Raw genomic sequence first — 17,002 nt, 5'->3', positions numbered from 1 at the left:
CAGGGGCCTTTCGCGTGCTGTCGGGGCCCGGTCTAGCGCGGCTGGCGGGCGGCGTCACGCGCCGCCCGCCAGCGGCTCAGCCCGACACCTGCTCGCGCAGGATCGAAACGGTGAGCGAGAGCATCAGGTAGATGCCCGAGAAGATCAGGAAGGCCAGTGCCGTGTTCTCAAGCGCCTTAGGATAGGTCGGCTCGTCCGGGGCCACAGGTTCGACCCCGAGCGACAGGTAGCGTACCTGCCGGTTCGCCTCGATCTGCGCCGCCTCCATCTGCTGCAGCGCCTGCTGCACCAGAAGCGTCTGGAAGCCGTAATCCTCTTCGGCCAGGCGCAGTTCGGTATTGCGCGCGGCGAGCGAAGCGCCCTGTTCCGATGCTTCGGTCATCTCGCGGCGCAGGTCCGAGATCAGCGCCTCGATGCCCGCGATCTGGCTTCTGAGCGAGTTCACCTGCGCCTCGTTCGGGCGGCGCACCGCGAGACGGGTCTGCAACTCCAGCTGCAATTGCTGGCGCTGGGTCTCGAGCGCCGAGATCTGCGAGGTGCGCGCCGCGGTCTCGCCCACCGGGTCGATCTGCTGCACCTCCTGCTGGATCCTGAGCCAGTTGGCCAGGGCCTCGGCGCGGCGCGCCTCGGCCGTCTCGTAACTCTCTCGCGCGCCCTGCATCTGGTCGGTGCGCAGCCGCGCGGTGAGCTGGTCGACCTGTTCCTCGGCATAACCCAGAAGCGCCTCGGAAAAGCGCTGCGAGGTTTCGGGGTCGGGGGCGATCACCTCCATCTTCACGATGCCCTCGGTCGGGTCGTAGGAGATTTTCACGTGATCCTGGTAGAGATCGTAGGCGGCCTCGTTGGTGGCGGGACGGGGCAGGCGCTGCAACGGGTCGATGGCGGGGTCCGAGAACACCTCCTTGAAGCCCTCCTCCTCGTCGAGCCGGACCATGGCCGCACGCGAGGTCAGATAGGACTGAACGGTGATGCTGTCCTGCTGCGTCGCCATCGAGGTGCCCTGGAACAGCCCGCCCAGACCGGGGCCGGCCTGCGGTTCGGCCTGCTGGATCACGAATTCCGAGCGGGTGGCGTACATCGGGGTGGCGACCGCGAAGAAGTAGTAGCCGGCCAGCACCGTCGGCAGCAACACGAAGAGCGCCAGCCGCAGGCACAGGAGCGCCATGCGGCGGCGGCGGCGCTTCGCGAGGTCGCGCTGGATCCGACCGATCTCGGAGGCGCGGCGCTCGGCCGAGGCACCGGGGTCAGACCGCTCGGTCGAGGGCAGGCTGCGATCGGGATCGGGCACGGTGGAGGGAAGCTGCACGCGGGGCGAGATCCCGGTCTCATCGTCCTGCTGCCGTGGCACGACCAGCTCGATGATGTTCGAGCGCTGGAACGGATCGACACCGCGGGCGCGAAGCTGGCGCACCGCATCGTAATCCGAGCTCACCTCCAGCCCCTGCTTCTGCGCCACGCGCCGCGCCATGCGCAGCTGCCTGCCGCTCAGCCCCTCCTGGCGGATCCGGTCGATCTCGTCCTCGACATCGGCGAAGCTGCCGCCGGACGCCGAGGCCGGCGTCGCGGGTCGGGCAGCGTCGGCCGGCCCGGCCTCGTCCTCGGCCAGCCATTGCTGAACCGGGCGCATCGCGACGGCGGTCCCGGCCTGCCTCTGCCCGGCTTCGGCCTCGACTGTGCTGGCCTCGGTGTCGGCATCGGCGACGCCCCGGGCCGCCTCGAGCGCGGGCGGAGCGAGCGGCGCGCCTGCGCGCAGACGGTAGCGGGTCACCCTAGGCTTGGTAGTCATAGAGCTCCCGTGCCTCCTCGAGACTGTCGAACATGTGCAGCTGGCCGTGGCGGAGCACGGCGGCCTGCCGGGCAAAGCGTTCCAGCGTCTGCGGCTGGTGCGAGACGATCACGACCGTCGTCGTTTCCAGCCGCTCGCGCAATATTTCGCCCGCCTTGCGGTTGAACTCGGCATCCGTGGTCTGTGGCATGCCCTCGTCGATCAGGTAGATGTCGAAATCGAGCGCCAGCATCAACGAAAAGCCGAAACGCGCGCGCATGCCTTGGCTGTAGGTGCCGACGGGACGATCGAAATATTCGGCGATGCCGCAGAGCCATCGGCAGAAGGCCTCGACGTAATCGGGATCGAGCCCGTAGAGGCGGGCGATGTAACGCGCGTTCTCCCGCGCGCTGTGACGCGGCACCACGCCGCCCATGAAGCCGAGCGGAAAGGAAATCCGGGAGCTGCGGATGATCCGCCCCTCATCGGGCTTTTCCAGCCCGGCCATCATGTTGATCAGCGTCGTCTTGCCGGTGCCGTTCGGCGCCAGGATCCCGAGCGAACGGCCGAGCTCGACCCGGAACGAGGCCCGGTCGAGGATCACCTTGCGCCGTTTGCCGGTCCAGAAGGACTTGCTGACCTCATCGAATTCGAGCATCGGCTCCCCGTTTCTGCCCTCGTCGCCCCGTTCAACCACATAGGGCCGGTATCGGATGCCCTGAAGCCCTGTCTAGAAGGGCTTTAAGGCGAAAGAGCGCCGAAATCCTCGCCAAACTGGGGGACTGTTTCCCGTCAGGGCCTTGCGTATCCTTCGCCACCGCATGGACCTTCGGCTTCGGCCGCGCGTTTAGTGGCCAAACCCCCTTAGTGAAGGAGTGACGTCATGCGCAAGTTCGTCAAGTATTTCGCGATCTGGAAACTCGCACGCAAGTTCCTGCGCGGCGGCCGCCGGGTCTGATCGGGCCCTTGCGCGGGGGCCTTGGGCACATAGATGATCGGCGATGGACCAGCTTCGTTCCGATCTTTCCGCCTGCCGCCTCTGCGCCGACCGCTTTGCCGCCACCGCGACGCGCCACGCGCCGCGTCCGGTGGTCTGGTTTCGCCCCGGCGCCCGGCTCCTGATCGCGAGCCAGGCGCCGGGGCTTCGCGTGCACGAGGCCGGCACCCCGTTCTGGGATCGCTCCGGCACCCGCCTGCGCGACTGGCTGGGCCTCGACGAGGACGCCTTCTACGATCGAACGCGCGTGGCCATCGTGCCGATGGCCTTCTGCTTTCCCGGATATGACGCCAAGGGCTCCGACCTGCCGCCGCCGCCGGTCTGCGCGCAGGTCTGGCGCGACCGGGTGCTGTCCGAGCTGAGCGATATCCGGCTCACCGTGCTGATCGGCGGCGCGGCGATGAACTGGCATCTGGGTCGCGGGCCGGGCGTGACCGAACGGGTGCGACGCTGGCGCGAATACGGCCCCGAGCTGTTTCCCTTGCCTCATCCGTCGTGGCGCAATACCGCATGGCTCAAGCGCAACCCGTGGTTCGGCGAGGAGGTTCTTCCGGATCTGAAGGCCCGCGTGCGAGAGGTCATGGAGGACTGACACATGGAAACCGGTCTCGACGTGGCCTCGGCCACGATGGATGCGTCGCCCGAGGATGACGCCGCGCGGCTGCGCTATTACGGGCGTCTCGCCGATGCCGAGCTGTACCTGCTGCTGGCCGAGGAGGCGGGCGACGAGAACGTGACCCCCGTGACCATCGACGAGGCCGGGCAGAGCTATGCGGTGGCCTTCGATCGCGAGGAACGCCTGTCGGACTATGCGGGCGCGGCCGCCTTCCACGCCGCGGTGCCCGGGCGGGCGCTGGCGCAGATCCTCGGCGCGCAGGGTCTGGGCCTCGCGCTCAACCCGCGCGTGGCGGCCTCGGCGCGGCTGCTGCCGCCGGAGGCGCTGGTCTGGCTGGCCGAGACGCTGACCCATGCGCCGCAACAGGCCGCCGACCGGCCGGTTGCGGTGAACCCGCCCAAGGATTTCCCGGAAAAGCTCTTGGCCGCGCTCGACGAAAAGCTGGCTTCGGCGCGCGGTCTGGCGCGAGAGGCCTGGCTGGTGCGGGTCGAATATGCCGATGGCCGCGAGGCACCGCTTCTGGCCTTCATCGATCCGGCACCGGTGGCCGAGCGCGGCCTTGCCGTTGCCGTGGGCGAGGCGCTGACCTTTTCGGGGCTGGAAGAGGGGGCGCTCGACGTGACCTTCCTAGAGGGCGGCAGCGAAACCGCGAGGCGCATCGCCCGCGTCGGCCTGCGTCTCAAGCTGCCGCAGCCGCATGTCGCGCCGGGACCCAGGGCCCCGGGCATGGACCCGGAAAAACCGCCGCGGCTGCACTAGTCTCCTTCAGGCCACTTTGTTCCAGAAATACGCAAACACGCCGCCAGCCCCGCTCGGACGGTCTCAATAGCCGCGTCCCCGGTCCACGAGGTGCAAGAGCGGCTCGCCCGCCTCCGAGCGCCGGATATTCTCGACGATCACCCGCGCCGCGGTGGCGGGGCGGGTGGCCGAGGCGACATGCGGCGTCACCGTGACCTGCGGATGCCGCCAGTAGGGATGGTCCGCGGGCAGCGGCTCGGTGCGGAACACGTCGAGCGTCGCATGGCCGATCCGCCCCTCGTCCAGCGCCGCCAGCAAGGCCGCGTCGTCGATCAGCGGCCCCCGCCCGGGATTGATGAGCGCCGCGCCGCGCGCGGGCAGGGCAAGGCGCGTGGCATCAAGCAGGTTCTCCGTCTCGGGGGTCAGCGGCAGCAGCGTCACCACGATCTGGGCGTCGCGCAGCGCCTGCGTCAGGCCGTCCTCACCGGACAGGCAATGCAGGCCCTCGATCTCTTTCGGCGTGCGGCTCCAACCCGTCACCGGGAAACCCAGCCCCGCAAGCGTCTCGGCGCAGGCCCGTCCCAGCGCGCCAAGGCCCAGCACGGTCACGGGACGGTCGGCGGCCAGAGGCGGCGGCGTCGGATGCCAAGCGCGCTCCGGGTTGAGGATATGCGCATCCATGCCGAGGTGATGGCGCAGCACGTGACCGGACACGTATTCCACCATGCCCCGTTCGAGCCCCGCATCGACCATCCGGGTCAGCGGCTGGGTCAGCGTCGCGTTGCCGACGATCCGCTCCACCCCGGCCCAGAGGCTGAGCACGGCACGGGCGCGGATGAATGGTGTGAAGTCGCGCAACGCGTCATTGGGTGCATAGACGATGTAATCGACCGTCTCCGGACCGGCGTCCCGCGACAGCTCCGCCTCGATGCCGGCCTCGGCCAGCGCCCGGGGCAGCAATTCGCGATAATCGGCCCAGTCCGTATCGGGCGCGGAAAACAGAATTCTCATGTCACCTCGGCTTGTGGACATGCGCGCTCTGCACCAGCCCGAAAGCCAGCAGCAGCACCAGCATCGCCGAGCCACCATAGCTCACCAGCGGCAGCGGCACGCCGACCACCGGGGCGAGCCCCATCACCATCGACATGTTCACCGCGAAGAACAGGAAGAACGTCATGGTGATGCCGATCGTGAGCAGCGAGGCGAAGCGGTCGCGGTTGTTCACCGCCGACACCACGCAGAAGAAGATGATCAGCGCGTAGAGCGCCAGCAGCGTCGAGGCGCCGACGAAGCCGAACTCCTCGGCCAGCGTGGTGAAGATGAAGTCGGTGTGCTTCTCGGGCAGGAAGTTGAGCCGCGACTGCGTGCCCTGCATGAAGCCGCGCCCGGTCCAGCCGCCCGAGCCCAGCGCGATCTTGGCTTGGGTGATGTGGTAGCCCGCGCCCAAGGGATCGTTCGAGGGATCGAGAAACGTGTCGATGCGACGGTACTGGTAATCCTTGAGGAGCTGCCATGGCGTGCCCCGCGACACGAAGACGGCATAGACCGTGCCGACCCCCGCCGCGATCACGGTGGCGAAATAGGCCCAGTGGACGCCTGCCGCGAACATCACCGTGGCGCCACCGATCAGCAGGAGCAGCGCCGTGCCGAGATCGGGCTGGGCCAGCGTCAGCAGCGTCGGGATCGAGATGAAGACGACCGGCAGCAGCACCCAGAAGATGTGCGAGGTGCGCCTGAGCGGCAGCCAGTCGTAATAGGCGGCGAGGAACATCACGAGGCTGACCTTCATCAGCTCCGAGGGCTGCAGCCGGATCGGCCCGAGGTCGATCCAGCGCTGGGCGCCCATGCCGACCTCGCCGAACATGTCCACCGCCACGAGCAACGCCAGAGAGCCGCCATAGGCCAGGAGCGCCATGTTGCGCCAGAACCAGATCGGCACCATGGCGACGACGATCATCGCCACCATGCCGACGCCGAAACGCTTCATCTGCGGCTCCATCCAGGGCCGGGGCGACCCGCCGGCGACCGAGTAGAGCATCAGGAAGCCGAAGCTGCAGACGGCGGTGATCAGCAGGATCACCGGCCAGTTGAGGTAAAGCAGCTTGCGAAAGCCCGTGGGGACGAACTTGGCGTTGGTCTCGAGGTAGCTCATCTCAGGCCCTGTCGGAGGCGGTCATGCCGCGCGCCACGTGGTTCTCGATGCGCTTTTGCTGCTCGGCGATCGCGTCGCGCAGGTTCGAGGGGTAGGCCTCGAGCGGCGGCGGCCCGTCATAGAGCGCCTGCAGCGTCACGTCGCGCGCGATCGGGGCGGCGACCGAGGAGCCGCCGCCGCCATGCTCGACCACGACCGAGACGGCGAAGCGCGGGTTATCGTAGGGGGCGAAGTTGACCCAGAGCGCGTGGTCGCGCCGTTCCCACGGCAGGTCGGCGTTCGAGGTGACGCCGCGGGCCCGCTCCTCGGCGGTGATGCGGCGCACCTGGCTGGTGCCGGACTTGCCTGCCATCTGCATTCCCTCGGCCACGATCCGCGCGCCGTAGCCGGTGCCGCGCGGGGCGTTCGAGACGTCGTTCATCGCGGAGCGCACCCGGCGCAGGTAATTCTCGTTGAGCCCCATCGGCTCGCCGGCGCCCGAGGGCTGGATCTCGCCGCCGATCGAATGCACCAGCCGTGGCCGCACATCGCGCCCGGTGGCAAGCCGCGCCGACATCACCGCGAGCTGCAGCGGCGTCGCCAGCACGTAGCCTTGGCCGATCGAGGCGTTGACGGTATCGCCGATGCGCCAGCTCTCGCCATAGCGGTCGCGCTTCCACTGGGTGTCGGGGGCCACCCCCTCGCTCACCGCCGACATCGGCACGTCGAGCGGCACGCCGACGCCGAGCCTGCGCGCCATCTCGGCGATGCGGTCGATGCCGATCTTCTGGCTGATCTCGTAGTAATAGACGTCGCAGCTCTCCTGCAGGCTGCGATGCATGTTGACGTTGCCATGGCCGCCGCGCTTCCAGCAGTGGAAGCGGGTGCCGCCGACCTCGGAATAGCCGGGGCAGTACTCGGTGTCCTCGGGGCCGACGAGCCCCGATTCCAGCGCCGCCATGGCGACCACCATCTTGAAGGTCGAACCGGGCGGGTAGGCGCCCTGCACGGTCTTGGCCGAGAGCGGGCGGTACTTGTTCTCGTTCAGGGCGCGCCAGTCGGACCCCGAGATGCCGCGCACGAAGAGGTTCGGGTCGAAGGTCGGGGCCGAGGCCACGGCGCGCAGGTCGCCGGTCTCCAGATCGATCACCACCACCGAGGCGCTCTCGCCCTCGAGCCGCGCCTCGGTGTAGCTTTGCAGCTTGCTGTCGAGGGTGAGCTGGATGTCGGCGCCGGACTTGCCCTCCTCGCGGTCGATCTCGCGCATCACCCGGCCCGCGGCGTTGACCTCGATCCGCTTGGTGCCGGCGGAGCCGCGCAGCTCTTCCTCGAACTTGGCCTCGACCCCGGTCTTGCCGATCTGGAAGCGCGGGATCTGCATCAGCGGGTCGGGGTTCTCCATCTTCGACAGGTCGTAATCGGAGACCGGACCCACATAGCCCACCACATGCGCGGTATCGGAGCCGCGCGGGTAATGGCGCGACAGGCCGACCTCGGCGGTGATGCCGGGCAGGGCAGGGGCGTTGACGGTGACCTTGGCCACGTCGTCCCACGGCACCCGCTCGGCCACGGTGACCGGAACGAAGGCGGGGCGACGGGCCATCTCGGCCTTGACGCTTTCGATCGCCTCGGGCGGCAGGTCGATCAGCCGCGCCAGCCGGTCGAGCGTGTCGTCGACATCGCCCGCATCCTCGCGGGTTATCACGACGCGGTAGTTCTGTTCGTTGACAGCGAGCGGCACGCCGTTGCGGTCGAAGATCAGCCCGCGCGCCGGCGGGATCAGCCGCATGTTGATACGGTTCTCCTCGGCGAGAGAGCGGTAGATCTCGCCCTCGTCAACCTGCATCGACCGCATCCGCCAGCCCAGCACGCCGATCATGGCAAGCTGCGAGGCACCGATGACGAGGCTGCGCCGCCCGATGCGGCGGGCGCTTTCGGCGGTTTCCTTCGGCGGTCGTTTCATACGGAGATCCTCCGACGGCTATCGGTGGGGCGGTGGCCGATGCGAAACAGCCAGCGCGCGGCGATGGCGGCGAGCGGGTAGGCCAGCGCGGTGGTGACGGCCTGGCTCGCCACGAGGCCGAGCGGCGGCGCGGGCACCACGGTGATCAGCAGCGCCAGCTGCGTCGCCGCGAGGATCCCCGCCACGGCGAGGCTCGTCGCCGCCCATTCGGCGGCGAAGCCGCCGGCGCGCAGCCGCATGTGCCGCCGCCTGAGCATCTCGGTCGCGATCACCGTCAGCGCCGCCATCAGGCCCGGCGGCCGCTGGAACAGGAAATCGGCCAGCAGCACCACCGCGGCCACCAGCCAGACCGGCAGGAAGCCGGGTCGCCGCACCACCCATAGCAGCACCGCCACCAGCAGGAGGTCCGGCCCGGCCCATCGCGGCGGCATCGTGTCGAGCGGCAGTAGCCGCAGGAAGATCAGCCCCATGGCCAGCGCGGCGAAACCCGCGCGACCGAGCCAGAGCCGGGCCTGCCGGGGGCTAGCCATCGGGCGCCTCCGCGGCCTGGTCCGGCTCTGGTTCGGCCAGCCCGAGGCTTTCGGGCGCCGGGGCCGGCGGGCCGAAGACCTCGCGCGGCTCGGGCACGATCAGCCGGCCCGTCTCGTCCACGGTCTCGGCCTGATGGCTGCGCAGCACCCGCAGGAATTCGAGCCGCTCGTAATCGGCGGCAAGACGGATCCGCAGCCGCCCGTCCGAGCCCATCGTCACTTGGCCCACCAGCAGGTCGGCCGGGAACATGCCGCCATCGCCCGAGGAAACGACCCGGTCGCCGGGGCGCACGAGGTCGGGGTTCTCGAGGAAATCGATCGGCGGATAGATCGTGTTGTCCCCGGCAAGGATCGCGCGCTGCCCCGAGGGCTGGATCGTCACGGGAATGCGCGACGAGGTATCGGTGAGCAGCAGCACCCGGCTCGAAGCATGTCCCACGCCAGAGATCCGGCCGACCAGCCCGATCCCGTCCATCGCGGGCCAGCCGTCGAGCACGCCGTCGCGGGCACCGACATTGACCAGCACCGACTGCCGGAACGGCGAGCCGCTATCGGCCATCACCACGCCGGTGATGTAGGTGAGTCTCGGGTCGAGCCGCACGTTGTTGAGGTCGAGAAGCTTCGCGTTCTCCTGCTCGAGCTGCAGCGCCGCCTCGCGCCACGCGCGCATCTGTTGCAGCTCGCGGCGGAGCTGCTGGTTCTGCTCGTGCAGATGCGCGTAGCTCTGGAAATTGCCGGCCATGGTCGCGAGGCCGGTGACGGGCGCCAGCGCCCAGTCGAAGCTGGGCAGCACCCGGTCCACCACCTCGGCGCGCATCCGCTCCACGCGGGGGCTGTCGATGCGCCACAGGGCGAACAGCGCCAGAAGGGCGAGCAGCAGGAGCCCGACCAGCAGCCTGCGGATCGGGCGGGCGTAATCCTCGCCGCTATGTCTCGGTCTCGCCAAGGAGCGCGCACCCCCTCGTCATCTGGCAGGAACCCTCCGCGAGGGAGGGTCGGGACGCCCCCGGCGGGGGCGTCGTCTCAGCTGTCGTAGTCTATCACATGCCGCAGCTGCTTCTCGTATTCCAGCGCCTTGCCGGTGCCGAGCGCCACACAGTTGAGTGACTCGTCGGCGACCGAGATGGCGAGCCCGGTCTGCTCGCGCAGCGCGAGGTCGAGCTGGCCCAGAAGCGCGCCGCCCCCCGTGAGCATCACGCCCCGGTCGACGATGTCGGCGGCGAGATCCGGCGGCGTCGCCTCGAGCGCGGTCATCACCGCCTCGCAGATCTGCTGCACCGGCTCGGCCAGCGCCTCGGCGATCTGCGCCTGGGAAATCTCGGTTTCCTTGGGCACGCCGTTCAGGAGGTCGCGGCCCCGAATATGCATCGACTGGCCGCGGCCGTCATCGGGCATCCGGGCGGTGCCGATCTGGGTCTTGATCCGCTCGGCCGTGGCCTCGCCCACCAGCAGATTGTGCTGGCGCCGCAGGTAGCTCACGATCGCCTCGTCCATCCGGTCGCCGCCGACGCGGACCGAGCGGGCATAGACGATGTCGCCGAGCGACAGCACCGCCACCTCGGTGGTGCCGCCGCCGATATCGACGACCATGTTGCCGGTGGGATCGGTGATCGGCATGCCCGATCCGATCGCCGCCGCGATCGGCTCGGCGATCAGGCCTGCGCGCCGCGCGCCGGCCGAAAGGACCGATTGCCGGATCGCCCGCTTTTCCACCGGGGTGGCGCCATGCGGCACGCAGACGATGATCTTGGGCTTCGAGAAGGTGGTCCGCTTGTGCACCTTGCGGATGAAATACTTGATCATCTCCTCGGCGACATCGAAATCGGCGATGACGCCCTCGCGCATCGGCCGGATCGCCTCGATCGAGCCCGGGGTCCGGCCCAGCATCAGCTTGGCGTCCTCGCCCACGGCGAGCACCTTCTTGACGCCGTCCTTGACGTGGTAGGCCACGACGGAGGGTTCGGACAGCACGATGCCACGTCCCTTGACGTAGACCAGCGTGTTCGCCGTCCCGAGGTCGATCGCCATGTCAGACGAAAACAAGCTGCCCAATCCGAACATGGCGTGATCTATCCCGTTCCCAGTGCTGTGATGTTCCGCGACTCCGAGGGCCTGCGGACCTCGCGCCTTATAGGCATGACGGCCCGGCGCGGAAAGGCCCGCAACCCCTGCGGTCAGCGCATTTTCGCCGTTTCACGTACCGTTGCATGGAAGACGCGGCGCCGGGGCGCCGCGTCGGCGCGATGTCATTCCCCGGCGTCGAGATAACCCACGCCCTTCACATCGGCATTCGGGGCGGTCTTCTCGCGCCGCACCAGCAGCCGGTTCACGGCGTTGATATAGGCCTTGGCGCTCGCCACCACGGTGTCGGTATCGGCGGATTGGCCGGTCGCGATGCGCCCGTCCTCCTCCAGCCGCACCGAGACGGTCGCCTGCGCGTCGGTGCCTTCGGTGACGGCCGCCACTTGGTAGAGTTGCAGCCGCGCCTCGTGCGGGAACAGCGCCTTGATCGCGTTGAAGGTGGCATCCACGGGGCCGTCGCCGGTGGCGTCGACCGACTTCTCTTCGTCGTCGATCGTCAGGGTCATCTCGGCGTGCTGCGGCCCTTCGGTGCCGCAGATCACCTTCAGCGACTTGAGCCGCAGCCGGTCCGAGACCGCCTCGTTCTGGCGCACCAGCGCGATCAGGTCGTCGTCGTAGACCTCCTTCTTGCGGTCTGCCAGTTCCTTGAACCGCACGAAGACGTCGTTGAGCTGATTGTCGGCCAGCTCGAAGCCCAGCTCCTTCAGCTTGGAGCGCAGCGCGGCGCGGCCGGAATGCTTGCCCAGCACGATGTTGGTGGCGTTGAGCCCGACATCCTCGGGGCGCATGATCTCGAAGGTCTCGGCGTTCTTCAGCATCCCGTCCTGATGGATGCCGCTCTCGTGCGCGAAGGCGTTCTTGCCGACGATCGCCTTGTTGAACTGCACCGGGAAGCCCGAGACGGTGGCGACGCGACGCGAGATGTTCATGATCTTGCGGGTGTCGATGCCGGTGTCCCAGGGCAGGATGTCGTGGCGCACCTTCAGCGCCATCACCACTTCCTCCAGCGCGGTGTTGCCGGCGCGCTCGCCGAGGCCGTTGATCGTGCATTCGATCTGCCGCGCGCCACCTTCGACCGCGGCCAGCGCGTTCGCCGTCGCCATGCCCAGATCGTTGTGGCAATGGGTCGCGAAGATGATCTCGTCGGCGCCCGGCACCTCGGCGATCAGCCGGCGGATCAGGTCGGCGCTTTCCATCGGCGCGGTATAGCCCACCGTGTCGGGGATGTTGATCGTCGTGGCGCCGGCCTTGATCGCGATCTCGACCACGCGGGCGAGGTAATCCCACTCGGTCCGGGTCGCGTCCATCGGCGACCACTGCACGTTGTCGCACAGGTTGCGCGCGTGGGTCACGGTGTCGTGGATCCGCTGCGCCATCTCGTCCTGCGTCAGGTTCGGGATGGCGCGGTGCAGCGGCGAGGTGCCGATGAAGGTGTGAATGCGCGGGGAGCGGGCGTGCTTCACCGCCTCCCAGCAGCGGTCGATGTCCTTGTAATTGGCGCGGGCGAGACCGCAGATCGTGGCGTTCCTCGACTGCTTCGCGATCTCGCTCACCGCCTTGAAATCGCCCTCCGAGGCGATCGGGAAGCCGGCCTCGATGATGTCGACGCCCATCTCGTCGAGCAGCTCGGCGATCTCCAGCTTTTCGGCATGGGTCATGGTGGCGCCGGGCGATTGCTCGCCGTCGCGCAGCGTCGTGTCGAAGATCAGGACGCGGTTTTCGGGGCGGGTGTCGGGGGTGGTGGTCATCTCTCAATTCCTCTCGGGTCCGGGTGCGTTATCCGGCGCGATTGTCCCCTCTGAGCGGTCGCGCCGACGGGCACGCTCAGAGGCGAGTAAGGAGAAGGAGGGTCCGAAGCGCGGGCAGGGCCGCGGGGGACGAGAGGGTGAGGTTCCGGCTCATGGGCGGGACTATATCGCCCGTTCGCGGGATGAAAACCCCTAAGCCGACAGAAGTCCCAACTCGGTATCCGAGGCGACGCGGTCGTACTTGTCGCGGGGCGGCATCGGCCGGTCGCGCCAGTCGGGCTCGAACACGAAGCTCGAGCGCCGCCGCCCGTCTGGCAGCGCGCCGTTGCCCGACCCCACGGCGTAATCGTAGTAGAGCTTGACGATCTGTTCGTAGCGCACCTGCTGCGCCGCCTCGAAGCCGAGACAGGCGTCGCGCCAGCGACGCACGCGATCGAATTCGGGGGTCTCGGGCAGATCGAATCCCTCGTAATGCTCGAGAAACCAGAACCGCATCATCAGCGGCGTGTAGACGATCTCGGCCAGCCCGTAGCGATCGAACAGCCATGTGCCCTGCGGGTTGTGCCGCTCCAGCATCTCGCCCAGCCAGCGGTAATGCCCGAGCAGCGCCGCGCGCTTGTCGTCTCGCTTCGCGGGATCGGTGTTCATCACGTAGAGATAACCGGACATGCCGAACGGCCCCTCGCGGGTGATGAACAGCCGCTCGATGCCGCGCTCGAACGGGTCGGCACGGGCGATGCGCGGCTCGGCCCAGCGCTCCTCGACATAGCGCAGGATCACCAGGCTCTCCTTGAGGATGCCGCCGTCCTCGGTCTCCAGCACCGGCAATGCCGTGGTGCCGCCGGTCTTTTCCAGCAGCCAGTCGGGGCGCGGTTCGGTGATGTCTATGACATGGAAATCGACCGCATCCCTCAGCCCCTTGAGCGCCAGCAGGATCTCGACCCGCTGCGAGAATGGGCAGACCGGGATGTGGTAGATGGTCGGTCGGGTCATGGACGATCCTCCTCTCCGGCGGACATCATGCCACGCCGTGGCCGCGCCGTCACGGATTGACCGGCGAACGCATCCTTCTAGCTCGCGGCGCATGACACAGCACATGAAGCGGGCGCTCGTCACCGGCGGCGCCAAGGGTATCGGGCGCGGTCTCGTGGAGCGTCTGGCGCAGGAGGGCTGGGAGGTCGCGGCGATGGACCGCGACCCCGGGGCGTTGCAGGGGCTGCCCGAGGGCGCGCGGGCGATCGAGGGCGATGTCTCGGACGAGGCCTCGGTCCGGGCCGCCATCGCCGCCACCGGCTGGGACGGGCTCGACCTGCTGGTCAACAATGCCGGGCTGGCGAGCCCGGAGGCGGGACCGATCGAGGATCTGGCGCTGGCCGATTGGCAGAAATGGATCGGCACCAATCTCACCGGTGCCTTCCTGATGACCAAGCACTGCGTGCCGCTGTTGCGCGCACGGCGCGGCACGATCGTCAACATCACCTCGTCGCGCGCCCACCAGTCCGAGCCGCAGACCGAACCCTACGCTGCCGCCAAGGGCGGCCTCACGGCGCTGACCCACGCGCTCGCCATTTCGCTCGGGCCCGAGATCCGCGTGAACGCCATTGCGCCCGGTTGGATCGTGACGACCGGCTGGGACGAGCTGCGCGAGATCGACCATGCGCAGCATCCGGCGGGCCGTGCGGGCCGCCCCGAGGACGTGGCCGAGGCAGTGCTCTGGCTCGCCGGGGCGGGGTTCATGACCGGCGAGAGCATCCTGCTCGACGGAGGCATGACCCGGAAGATGATCTATGCCGACTGACGCCGCCACCCCGGCGACCGTTCCTGCGACCGCCCTCGTCATCGGCGCGTCGGGCGGCATCGGCGCGGCGCTCGCCACCGAATTGGAGCGGCGCGGCACGGCCGTCACCCGGCTGTCGCGCCGGGATGACGGGCTCGACGTCACCGATCCGACCTCGGTCGAAAGGGTCCTTGGCGCTGTCGAGAGGCCCTTCGCGCTGATCCTCGTCGCCATCGGCATTCTCGCGCCCGAAGGGCAGGGGCCGGAAAAGGCGCTCGACGCGATCGAGGCCGATCACATGGCCCGGGTCATCGCGGTCAACGCCATCGGCCCGGCGCTGGTGCTGCGGCAGCTGTCCCGGCTGATCGAGCCGGGCGGGCGCTGCGGCGTGCTCTCGGCGCGGGTCGGCTCCATCGGCGACAACGCCATGGGCGGCTGGTATTCCTACCGCGCCTCGAAGGCGGCGCTGAACCAGATCGTGCATGGCGCGGCGCTGGAGTTGAAACGACAGGACAAGGGCGCGGTGCTCGTGGCCCTGCATCCCGGCACGGTCGAGACCGAGTTCACCGCCCCCTATGCCGGACGCCACAAGATGGTTTCGGCCGAGGAGGCGGCGAAGAACCTGTTGCAGGTCATGGACAATCTCGATCCGGCGCAGTCGGGGGGCTTTTACGACTGGCGCGGAGAGGAGGTGCCGTGGTGAGCCGGTCCTCGCTTTCGGCGGTCACTCACCCTGTCACTCTCGGCGCTGCGCAAGGCCGGCAAGGGCCGCGACATGGTGGTGATGGCCGAGGTCGGCGACGTCCCGTATCATCCCAGGAAGACGCATTTCGGTTTCCTGCCATGCGCAAGTTCGCAGATGTACCGGACGCGGGACCGGATAGGGGCCGACAAGCACCGCGCCATATTGCGCGAGGCGGCTTCCTTGATCGGATGAACCGGGGCGAGCGGGTCTAGCGCTCAGCTCTCCTCCCCGACCTCCTCGGTCCCGTCGCCGTCGGCATCATCCTCCGCAGGGGCTTGGGCGGGCTCATCTCCCTCGATGCCGTCTTCCGGGGTTTCAGGGGTATCCGGGGTTTCGGGCGTGTCCGGGGCCTCGGTCTCGACAGGCTCTTCCGGTGGCGTGCCGGCCGTGTCCTCTTCGACGGCATCGGCATCGGCATCGGCATGGGTGCCGGTCGCGTCCTCCTCCGCCTCCGGGGGCTCGACCGGCGCGTCGCCGACGAAGGCGCCGTCGCGCCAGCCGCCTTCCTCGGTCTCGCCCGTGGCATAGCGCATCACGCCGCGCCCCTGGCGGCGACCGTCGCGGAACTGGCCCTCATAGATGTCGCCATTGGCATAGGTCGCGACGCCTTCGCCCTCGATCTCGCCATCGACCCACTGGCCTTCATAGGTAAAGCCGTCGGGCATGGTGATCCGGCCCTGGCCATGGCGCTGGCCGTCCTCGAAGCCGCCCTCGTAGCGGGTGCCGTCGGCATAGATCGCCAGGCCCTGGCCCTCGCGCTGGCCTTCGACCCAATCGCCTTCGTAGCTGTAGCCGTCGGCATAGGTCATCTTGCCGCGCCCGTGATTGCGCGCGTCGAGGAACTCGCCCTCGTAGACGAGGCCGGTGGCGTAGGTGGCGGTGCCGGTGCCCTCGATCACGCCCTCGCTCCAGTCGCCCTCATAGGTCGAGCCGTCGGGATAGGTGATCTTGCCTGTGCCATGCGCGAGATCGTTCTCGAACTGGCCGACATACACCGACCCGTCGGGATAGGTGACCTCGCCCTGACCTTCGATCCGCCCCTCGACCCATTCACCGACATAGCGATAGCCGTCGGTGCCGGTGAAGGTGCCCTGACCATGGCGGCGATCATCCTTGAACGCGCCCTCGTAGACGTCGCCATTGGCGTATTGGACCCGGCCCGTGCCCTCGCGCTTGCCCGCCGCGAACTGGCCGATATAGACGTCGCCATTGGGCTGTTCGAGCCGGCCCTCGCCCTCGATCTGGCCGTCGACCCAATTACCTTCATAGACCAGCCCGTCGGGCATGGTGAGCGTGCCTTGCCCGTCGCGCTCGCCGGCCTTGAGCATGCCCTCGTAGGTCGAGCCGTCGGGATAGGTGATCTTGCCTTCGCCTTCCTTGACGCCGTTGACCCACTGGCCGTCATAGACATAGCCGTCGGGGCTGCTCAGCCGGCCGGTGCCGTGATGCATGGCGTTGCGGAATTCGCCTTCGTAGCGGGTGCCGTTGGCGTATTCGGCGGTGCCGCGGCCGGTGATCTTGCCGTCTTCCCACTCGCCCTCGTAATTGCCGCCATCGGCGAAGGTGATCCGACCCACCCCTTCGGGCTTGCCGCGCGCGAACTGGCCCTCATAGACCGAGCCGTTCGGGAAGGTGGCCTGACCCTCGCCGCGGATCTCGCCCTCGAACCATTCGCCGACATACTCGTAGCCATTGGGCAGTCGGTAACTGCCGCGCCCGTGCTGGCGCCCGTTGAGGAAGGTGCCCTCGTAGACGCCCCCGTCCTCGTATTGCTTGATGGTGGCTTCCTGCGCCTGCGCGCCGGGCGCCTGCGCGAGCATCATCGCCGCCGCGAGTGTGAACGCGCGCTTGGCTCCTGCCGACATGACCGATTGCCCCCGATCGCTGGACCCGGTGCGACCGGTCCAAGT

General features: G+C 68.5%; 15 protein-coding genes. 4 read left to right on the top strand and 11 right to left on the bottom strand.

Annotation, left to right across the window (positions count from 1 at the left end):
* Positions 1-76 precede the first annotated feature (76 nt).
* On the bottom strand, positions 77-1,786 hold the full coding sequence (locus ACRAQ3_RS11730) for a capsule biosynthesis protein (protein WP_432254742.1): 1,710 nt from the start codon (positions 1,784-1,786) through the stop codon (positions 77-79).
* Complete coding sequence (locus ACRAQ3_RS11725; RefSeq protein WP_269398167.1) at positions 1,770-2,423, bottom strand: ABC transporter ATP-binding protein; 654 nt, start codon at positions 2,421-2,423, stop codon at positions 1,770-1,772. Before ACRAQ3_RS11725 ends, ACRAQ3_RS11730 begins: the two co-directional genes overlap by 17 nt.
* Before the next feature lie 343 nt (positions 2,424-2,766).
* Between ACRAQ3_RS11725 and ACRAQ3_RS11720 the strand changes: the two genes are divergently transcribed.
* On the top strand, positions 2,767-3,354 hold the full coding sequence (locus tag ACRAQ3_RS11720) for a uracil-DNA glycosylase family protein (protein ID WP_432254741.1): 588 nt from the start codon (positions 2,767-2,769) through the stop codon (positions 3,352-3,354).
* A gap of 3 nt (positions 3,355-3,357) precedes the next feature.
* The gene (locus tag ACRAQ3_RS11715) at positions 3,358-4,137 is read left to right on the top strand and encodes an SseB family protein (protein WP_432254740.1); all 780 of its coding nucleotides are present in this window, start codon (positions 3,358-3,360) and stop codon (positions 4,135-4,137) included.
* 63 nt (positions 4,138-4,200) lie between these two features.
* On the opposite strand, the gene ACRAQ3_RS11710 is transcribed toward ACRAQ3_RS11715, so the two are convergent.
* The 8 genes from ACRAQ3_RS11710 to ACRAQ3_RS11675 all read right to left on the bottom strand — a co-directional run bounded on the left by ACRAQ3_RS11710 (position 4,201) and on the right by ACRAQ3_RS11675 (position 13,563).
* A complete protein-coding gene (locus tag ACRAQ3_RS11710; RefSeq protein ID WP_432254739.1) occupies positions 4,201-5,127 on the bottom strand; it encodes a 2-hydroxyacid dehydrogenase in 927 nt (308 codons plus the stop codon).
* 1 nt (position 5,128) lies between these two features.
* On the bottom strand, positions 5,129-6,268 hold the full coding sequence (rodA, locus tag ACRAQ3_RS11705) for a rod shape-determining protein RodA (protein ID WP_432254738.1): 1,140 nt from the start codon (positions 6,266-6,268) through the stop codon (positions 5,129-5,131).
* A 1-nt stretch (position 6,269) separates the two neighbouring features.
* The gene (gene mrdA / locus ACRAQ3_RS11700; RefSeq protein WP_432254737.1) at positions 6,270-8,210 is read right to left on the bottom strand and encodes a penicillin-binding protein 2; all 1,941 of its coding nucleotides are present in this window, start codon (positions 8,208-8,210) and stop codon (positions 6,270-6,272) included.
* The gene (locus tag ACRAQ3_RS11695; RefSeq protein WP_432254736.1) at positions 8,207-8,740 is read right to left on the bottom strand and encodes a rod shape-determining protein MreD; all 534 of its coding nucleotides are present in this window, start codon (positions 8,738-8,740) and stop codon (positions 8,207-8,209) included. Before ACRAQ3_RS11695 ends, mrdA begins: the two co-directional genes overlap by 4 nt.
* Entirely contained in the window at positions 8,733-9,686 is a 954-nt protein-coding gene (gene mreC, locus ACRAQ3_RS11690) for a rod shape-determining protein MreC (protein ID WP_432254735.1), read from the bottom strand. The genes ACRAQ3_RS11695 and mreC overlap by 8 nt, the downstream gene beginning before the upstream one ends.
* Before the next feature lie 77 nt (positions 9,687-9,763).
* Positions 9,764-10,801, bottom strand: coding sequence for a rod shape-determining protein (locus ACRAQ3_RS11685; RefSeq protein ID WP_085895516.1), 1,038 nt, complete (start codon positions 10,799-10,801; stop codon positions 9,764-9,766).
* Between the two features lie 185 nt (positions 10,802-10,986).
* Positions 10,987-12,570, bottom strand: coding sequence for a 2-isopropylmalate synthase (locus tag ACRAQ3_RS11680; protein ID WP_432254734.1), 1,584 nt, complete (start codon positions 12,568-12,570; stop codon positions 10,987-10,989).
* Positions 12,571-12,762: 192 nt separating this feature from the next.
* Positions 12,763-13,563: a glutathione S-transferase family protein gene (locus ACRAQ3_RS11675; RefSeq protein WP_269398176.1), complete on the bottom strand. Its 801-nt coding sequence runs from the start codon at positions 13,561-13,563 to the stop codon at positions 12,763-12,765.
* 91 nt (positions 13,564-13,654) lie between these two features.
* Here ACRAQ3_RS11675 and ACRAQ3_RS11670 point away from each other — a divergent pair, with 91 nt between their 5' ends.
* Positions 13,655-14,368 carry an SDR family oxidoreductase gene (locus ACRAQ3_RS11670; RefSeq protein WP_432254733.1) on the top strand — a complete coding sequence of 238 codons (714 nt, stop codon included), beginning with the start codon at positions 13,655-13,657 and terminating at the stop codon, positions 14,366-14,368.
* Entirely contained in the window at positions 14,358-15,050 is a 693-nt protein-coding gene (locus ACRAQ3_RS11665; RefSeq protein ID WP_432254732.1) for an SDR family NAD(P)-dependent oxidoreductase, read from the top strand. The genes ACRAQ3_RS11670 and ACRAQ3_RS11665 overlap by 11 nt, the downstream gene beginning before the upstream one ends.
* Positions 15,051-15,307: 257 nt before the next feature.
* On the opposite strand, the gene ACRAQ3_RS11660 is transcribed toward ACRAQ3_RS11665, so the two are convergent.
* Positions 15,308-16,957, bottom strand: coding sequence for a 2-isopropylmalate synthase (locus tag ACRAQ3_RS11660; RefSeq protein WP_432254731.1), 1,650 nt, complete (start codon positions 16,955-16,957; stop codon positions 15,308-15,310).
* Positions 16,958-17,002: the final 45 nt, after the last annotated feature.

The sequence above is a fragment of the Limimaricola sp. AA108-03 genome (genome assembly GCF_050847355.1).
Classification (GTDB): domain Bacteria; phylum Pseudomonadota; class Alphaproteobacteria; order Rhodobacterales; family Rhodobacteraceae; genus Limimaricola.
This window is presented reverse-complemented; position numbering and strand designations above follow the sequence as displayed.

What these genes read in the sequence shown, in the direction of transcription:
- ACRAQ3_RS11720 (WP_432254741.1), top strand. Translation starts at nt 2,767, where the DNA reads ATGGACCAGCTTCGTTCCGATCTTTCCGCCTGCCGCCTCTGCGCCGAC.
- ACRAQ3_RS11670 (WP_432254733.1), top strand. Translation starts at nt 13,655, where the DNA reads ATGACACAGCACATGAAGCGGGCGCTCGTCACCGGCGGCGCCAAGGGT.
- ACRAQ3_RS11660 (WP_432254731.1), bottom strand. Translation starts at nt 16,957, where the DNA reads ATGTCGGCAGGAGCCAAGCGCGCGTTCACACTCGCGGCGGCGATGATG.
- ACRAQ3_RS11710 (WP_432254739.1), bottom strand. Translation starts at nt 5,127, where the DNA reads ATGAGAATTCTGTTTTCCGCGCCCGATACGGACTGGGCCGATTATCGC.
- ACRAQ3_RS11695 (WP_432254736.1), bottom strand. Translation starts at nt 8,740, where the DNA reads ATGGCTAGCCCCCGGCAGGCCCGGCTCTGGCTCGGTCGCGCGGGTTTC.
- mrdA (WP_432254737.1), bottom strand. Translation starts at nt 8,210, where the DNA reads ATGAAACGACCGCCGAAGGAAACCGCCGAAAGCGCCCGCCGCATCGGG.
- ACRAQ3_RS11680 (WP_432254734.1), bottom strand. Translation starts at nt 12,570, where the DNA reads ATGACCACCACCCCCGACACCCGCCCCGAAAACCGCGTCCTGATCTTC.
- ACRAQ3_RS11725 (WP_269398167.1), bottom strand. Translation starts at nt 2,423, where the DNA reads ATGCTCGAATTCGATGAGGTCAGCAAGTCCTTCTGGACCGGCAAACGG.
- ACRAQ3_RS11730 (WP_432254742.1), bottom strand. Translation starts at nt 1,786, where the DNA reads ATGACTACCAAGCCTAGGGTGACCCGCTACCGTCTGCGCGCAGGCGCG.
- ACRAQ3_RS11715 (WP_432254740.1), top strand. Translation starts at nt 3,358, where the DNA reads ATGGAAACCGGTCTCGACGTGGCCTCGGCCACGATGGATGCGTCGCCC.
- ACRAQ3_RS11685 (WP_085895516.1), bottom strand. Translation starts at nt 10,801, where the DNA reads ATGTTCGGATTGGGCAGCTTGTTTTCGTCTGACATGGCGATCGACCTC.
- ACRAQ3_RS11665 (WP_432254732.1), top strand. Translation starts at nt 14,358, where the DNA reads ATGCCGACTGACGCCGCCACCCCGGCGACCGTTCCTGCGACCGCCCTC.
- ACRAQ3_RS11675 (WP_269398176.1), bottom strand. Translation starts at nt 13,563, where the DNA reads ATGACCCGACCGACCATCTACCACATCCCGGTCTGCCCATTCTCGCAG.
- rodA (WP_432254738.1), bottom strand. Translation starts at nt 6,268, where the DNA reads ATGAGCTACCTCGAGACCAACGCCAAGTTCGTCCCCACGGGCTTTCGC.